Raw genomic sequence first — 5364 nt, 5'->3', positions numbered from 1 at the left:
GTCGGCGCCGGCGCGCACGGGCCCCGCGAATACGACTGGGCCAGAAGACAAATCGACGGGCGCTGGAGGACCGGGCGCGGGCACTGGTTGCTCGCGCGGCGCGCGCTGACCCCGAACAGCCGAGGTGAGCTCGAGATCGCCTACTACATCTGTTACGGCCCAGCGCGTGCGCGGCTGGTGGATCTGGCCTGGACCGCGGGCTCGCGCTGGCATGTCGAGGAATGCTTTCAGCAAGCCAAGAACGAAGCCGGGCTCGATTCGACTTATGACGGTCGTTGACTGTTCTGGCTCTGTCTTGTTTTCGTCGTCTGGCCACCACGGATAACTCCATGTAGCCGATCTAGGTGACTGATTCTAACCGTGCGCAGACCGCTGGTTGCTGGTCATCAGCAGTTTCTCGGCTGACATTTCAACCGCCTCGACGTCCGAATTACGTTGCGGTAGTTGGTTTTTATTCACGTTTCTCCCCGCGCGACAGCCATGCATCGGCTTGTGCTGTTGCTGTTCGACTTCGTCGATCGGCGTGATCGCGGTAACAAGATCAGCGATGGCGGCGGTGGCGGGCTCCATGTCGTGCGAGCATAACGACGCCCTGCGACACATGAGTAGGGCCCGCCCTTTCGATGCTTCCCGCCTACAGTTCACCAACCTGGGTCGGCCAGCCGGCGCGCGGCCTGGGCAGGTGGCCGGTTGCCCGGCAGAGTCGACTACGAGGCGGCGCTGCTCGAAGCCGCGCTGGGTTCCCAGCGGGAGAGGAGCCCTGCAAGCGTCGTCTTCAGAATCTCGCCGTACATCACGGGGAAGTCGACGCGCGCGCGTTCGAGGCGCGGGTCCGCAGTGGCTTCGGCGATGGCAGGTGTCGGGCTGCTGAAAGGCCAGAGGCCCACCAGCGACACGACGGCGTACTCCGTCAAAGTGAGCGCGTTATCCTCGGTCAGAGCGGGTACGCGGTCCCGGATCAGTGTTGCCAACCTGGTCCGATGTTCGAGGTCGATGAGTTTGTAGACTCGCACGGTTTCGGCGCTGACGTTGCGTTCCAGCACGTTTGGCAGCAGGCTCCACAGCTGGCAGAGGCCCGGCCGCGCCGCGAGTGACCCGGCCCAGGCCGCCATCGCCTGCTCGGGGTTGCAGGGCGGTTCCGGCAGTTCTTCGCTGAGCGCGTCGAGCCAGGCCAGGCGCTGCCGGTTCAGGAGCTCGAGAAAGACTCCCTCGCGGGTCTCGAAGTACCGGACCACGTGGGTCTTCGACACGTTGAGTTGCCGTCCGAGCTCGCGGAGACTGATCTCCTCCGCCGGGAGGTCGGCCAGAAGGACCTCGGCCGCGTCGAGGATCTCCTGTCGTCGCAGCTCTCGCTGTTCGGGGCGTCTTGCCCGCTGGAAGGCCGGGACCTCCACGTCGTCCATTGCTTCTCCTCGTACTCCGTAGGGCCGGTTCCTAGGATAGCGGTCCGCTGGACACTTGCGGTGTGTCCAGTGGACCGCTACGGTGGAATCATAAAGGTCCGATGGACATTTAAGAGTTCATTGCTCCGTGTGGAGGAGAATCACCGTGAATAAAGTTGTCGTCGTCACCGGTACTGCAAGCGGTCTAGGAAAGGCCACTGTGGAGAAGTTCTCCGCCGAGGGCTGGGATGTCGTCGCGACCGTGCGCAAGGAAGCCGACCTGGGTGTGCACGACGGGAGCCCGCGGGTATGTACGCTGCTGCTGGACGTCAACGACGAAAGTGCTGCAGCCGGGTTCGCGCAGCAGGCGCTTGCGGCGTTTGGTCGCGTCGACGCGCTGGTCAACAACGCAGGCTCGTACCAGATGGGGCCCCTCGAGGCATCGACGATGGAGCAGATCCACAGCCAGTTCCAGACGAACCTGTTCGGGTTGATCGCCGTCACCAAGGCGTTCCTGCCGACCTTTCGTGCGCAGCGATCCGGCGTCGTGGTGAACATCTCGTCGTTGACCGCTGAGCAGGGTTACCCGTACAGCTCGGTTTACGCGGCGTCGAAGGCTGCGGTTGCCACGCTGAGTGAAGGGTTGTCGATGGAAATGGCGGAGTTCGGCGTTGCGGTGCGCGCGATCATTCCCGGCCAGCACGCCACGCGGATCTTCACGAAGATCGACGCCGCGGTCGACGTGCCCGACGAGTACCAGGCCGGCATCGAGTCGTTTTTCGGAGTGACGCCGATGACGGGCTCGTCGCCGCGGGTCACCGCCGACGCCATCTACCGAACCGTCATCGATCCCGCTCTCGAGCAGGTCCGCGTTTACTCCGGCCCGGAGTCGACGGCGATCCCGGACGCGAAGCGCATCCTCGGCCCGCAGGAGTACTGGACCGAGTTCCGTTCCGCTGCTGTCGGTCGGCCGAGTGCGCTCTGGCGCACGTTGGTCCCGGCTCCCGGCACGGAGCCTCTCGAGCGCGACATCTGATAGGTCTCGACTGACGTGGACGTTCTGACGCTGGGTGTCGGACTCGTCCGGAACGCAGCAATCACCGCACAATTGGGAGTTACACGATGTCAGGTCCGTTCATTTTTGTCGCCACGAATAAGGTCCGCGACGGAAAAATCGAGGACGAGCAGTGCCGCGTCCCGGGCTGGATCCGGTTCATCCAGGACAACGAGCCGCGCACCATCGGCTTCCATGAGTACCGCAGCGAGGACGGTACCGAGGTGGAGTACATCCAGATCCACCCCGACACCGACTCGTTCGAGCACCACATGCGCGTGCTCAGCGACCTTGTCAACCCATCGTGGAAGGAAACTCTCGAAGGTACGACTGCCATTCGCATGTATGGACGCCCGACCCGGGCCATCCTCGACATGCTGGAGGCGCTCGCTGGCGCGGGCATCCCGGTGACCGTGTTCGACGAGCACCTGGGTGGGTTCACGCGTCTGCAGGGTTGATGCCCCGTGGTCAGCTGTGTGTCCACGAAAAGCGGTGGTTTTATGGGCAGGCCAACAAATGTACTCACGCATCAGGCTCTCTGGAAATTTGCTGATTATCGCGTGGGGAACGTGGCATCGGACGACGATGAGGTGGTGACCGGCCACGACGGCGAGCTGCCGATCATCGAAGGCACTCTGATTCGGTTGACCGTCGACCGGCTCCCCGGAGACCGGAACCCGAAACCGTTGTGGCTATGGGCATCTCGCCCCGAGATCACCGCCGCACTGATGGACCGGTACTGGCAGGGGTTCCTGCGCAGATTCGACGTGGAACATACCTTCCGCTTCGCAAAGCAAACCCTCGGCTCGACCAGGCCCCGCATCCGCAGCACTCACCCGTATCGAGGAGATCAAGCCCCTGCTGCCCAGCTCATCCAGCACGGCCCGGATTCCGGATCGGCCTCGGTATCGCCTGGGTGGTCCTGGTTCCCGCCGAGACGCATCGTCGGTTCACGGTGTGGACCGAGGCCGGCGTGTGGCGGCGTTTGTCCCCGCGCGGCGTTCAATCGCGTCAAGCCAGTGTTCGAGACCTTCTCGAAGGTGATCATTCACACCGGAGAAGCTGGCACGGGTCAATACGGCAAGCTGTTCAACAACGCCGTCATGATGATGAACCAGCAGAACCTCGCAACGGCATTGGCGGTAGCGACCGAACTGAACCTGCCGCTTGCCCCGCTCCTCGAGGTCCTCCGATCCGGATCCGCGCGCAGTTTCGCCCTCGAGGCATTCGGCCTGTCGGTGTCATCGGCGAACGCAGAGCATCTCGAGCGGCTGGAACTGATCGACATTGATCTCTTCGCTACAGCCGTTGCCGACGTGGACTCGGACTCCGCAAGCCGGGTGACAGATTGGGCGGTCGCGGGAGCCTCCGGACTTGTCGGGCTGACCGCGACGATCGAAGCAGCATCGCCCCCCGAAGAACAGTAGAGATCAGCCAAGTCTTCCAATTCACCTTCGCACTCGAGGAGTCCCCCATACTCACCGCACGCATCGAAGATGGTAGTCACCACCACCATGCCGGTACAGCTCGGCTGATCCGCCGACACCGCGAGCTGTCATGAGCGACCAACCGACAGTTTTCCCCGCCGCCGCTGTTTTGTTCGATAACGACGGTGTACTCGTCGACTCACGGCTAGCAGGCGAGCGGGCATGGACAACATGGGCCGTCAACCGAGGACTAGATCCTGGAGCCGTACTTGCTGGTGTCCACGGGCGACGGTCTCGAGAGACGTTGCTGCTGTGGCGCAAGCGCAACGCGAGGGGCGGATCTGTGCCCGTTTCCGGGCATCCGGCTCAAGGCAAGCCGCGAGGGCTCACGGGTGTGCAGAAGTGCTTGCCGTGCTTGCCTTTCGGAGGCAGTGAGCGTGTGCGAGACGGAGTTGAGTTTCGTCCGGTCCGCCGGGCCCGACAGTGACCGCGATGTAGCGTTTGCGGATCGCGTGGCGGGTCGTGCGTATCCACTGCTCCCATTCATCGGGAGAGCGGGGCTGGTGGTCGGCGCGCAGGAGGAAGTGGAGGATGTGGTCGATGAGGGTAGGCAGGTCGTGGTGTGGGCGGGGACGTCCGATGATCCAGCCGCGTGTACAGGCTGCGGTGTCGAGTCCGCGCGAGTACACAGCTATTACTGGCGGACGGTAGCCGACGTTCCGCTCGATGAGCGTCCGGTGACAGTGTCTGTGGCACGGCCTGGCTCAGGTGGTGGAGAAGGCCGTCGCGGCGCACGGGCGCTGCTGACCGAAACGACACCGGATGACCCGGGAGACGACCACGATCGAACGCTGGCACGCCGTGCACGAGCTGCTCGATTCTGGTGTCGGGCTGCTGGACTATTCCCGCCGACTGGGGTTGGCGTTGAATACCCTCTAAATACTGCAACGTACTCAGGTGAGTGGGTGGCCTCGGCGTTTGTAGTGCGATAGTCGGGCTTGGTGTTGTCGGCGGCGTCGCCAGTGTGACCATGCCCAGATGTGGTCGGCCCGGTGGTGGCGGGTCAGGACGAACGCGACCGGAAGACGGCGGATTTCCGGTAGCGTGAGCGCGATCATGCCGTCGATGCCAGGTTCGGTTCCCCTTTTGCCGCAATGGTTTTAGACGCGGCGAGCCAGGCCAGGGCGAGCATGGACAGGGTGATGTGGGCATACCAGGCCCGCCAGGAACGCACCTGGTAGTGGTCGAGCCCGGCTTCGTTCTTGGCTTGCTGAAAGCATTCCTCGACATGCCAGCGCGAGCCCGCGGTCCAGGCCAGATCCACCAGCCGCGCACGCGCCGGGCCGTAACAGATGTAGTAGGCGATCTCGAGCTCACCTCGGCTGTTCGGGGTCAGCGCGCGCCGAGCGAGCAACCAGTGCCCGCGCCCGGTCCTCCAGCGCCCGTCGATTTGTCTTCTGGCCCAGTCGTATTCGCGGGGCCCGTGCGCGCCGGCGCCGAC

At 63.9% G+C, this 5364-nt stretch carries 5 protein-coding genes and 3 pseudogenes; 5 read left to right on the top strand and 3 right to left on the bottom strand.

The window, feature by feature from the left end:
- A pseudogene (locus AB0C34_RS31420) lies at positions 1–258 on the top strand (IS701 family transposase); the annotation flags it as partial.
- A gap of 96 nt (positions 259–354) precedes the next feature.
- Here AB0C34_RS31420 and AB0C34_RS31415 read toward each other — a convergent pair.
- Together AB0C34_RS31415 and AB0C34_RS31410 are read right to left on the bottom strand one after the other, a co-directional pair.
- Positions 355–570 (bottom strand): hypothetical protein, encoded by a 216-nt coding sequence (locus AB0C34_RS31415; RefSeq protein ID WP_357081047.1) that lies wholly within the window; start codon positions 568–570, stop codon positions 355–357.
- A 137-nt stretch (positions 571–707) separates the two neighbouring features.
- Positions 708–1403: a TetR family transcriptional regulator gene (locus AB0C34_RS31410; protein ID WP_357081044.1), complete on the bottom strand. Its 696-nt coding sequence runs from the start codon at positions 1401–1403 to the stop codon at positions 708–710.
- A 145-nt stretch (positions 1404–1548) separates the two neighbouring features.
- Here AB0C34_RS31410 and AB0C34_RS31405 point away from each other — a divergent pair, with 145 nt between their 5' ends.
- The 4 genes and pseudogenes from AB0C34_RS31405 to AB0C34_RS31390 form a co-directional block, all read left to right on the top strand.
- Positions 1549–2418, top strand: a complete 870-nt coding sequence (locus AB0C34_RS31405; protein ID WP_357081041.1) for an SDR family NAD(P)-dependent oxidoreductase — start codon at positions 1549–1551, stop codon at positions 2416–2418.
- 86 nt (positions 2419–2504) lie between these two features.
- Positions 2505–2894: a hypothetical protein gene (locus AB0C34_RS31400; RefSeq protein WP_357081038.1), complete on the top strand. Its 390-nt coding sequence runs from the start codon at positions 2505–2507 to the stop codon at positions 2892–2894.
- Positions 2895–2996: 102 nt separating this feature from the next.
- Positions 2997–3863, top strand: a complete 867-nt coding sequence (locus AB0C34_RS31395) for an NAD-binding protein (protein WP_357081035.1) — start codon at positions 2997–2999, stop codon at positions 3861–3863.
- A gap of 275 nt (positions 3864–4138) precedes the next feature.
- Positions 4139–4612 (top strand): annotated as a pseudogene (locus AB0C34_RS31390) (transposase family protein); the annotation flags it as partial.
- A gap of 365 nt (positions 4613–4977) precedes the next feature.
- Here the strand turns inward: AB0C34_RS31390 and AB0C34_RS31385 are convergent.
- Positions 4978–5364: pseudogene (locus AB0C34_RS31385) on the bottom strand (IS701 family transposase); the annotation flags it as partial.

Origin of the sequence: Nocardia sp. NPDC049220 (genome assembly GCF_040647855.1) — a bacterium.
Lineage (GTDB): Bacteria > Actinomycetota > Actinomycetes > Mycobacteriales > Mycobacteriaceae > Nocardia.
The sequence above is the reverse complement of the archived record's forward strand: the minus strand, read 5'-3'. Positions and strand labels throughout refer to the sequence as shown.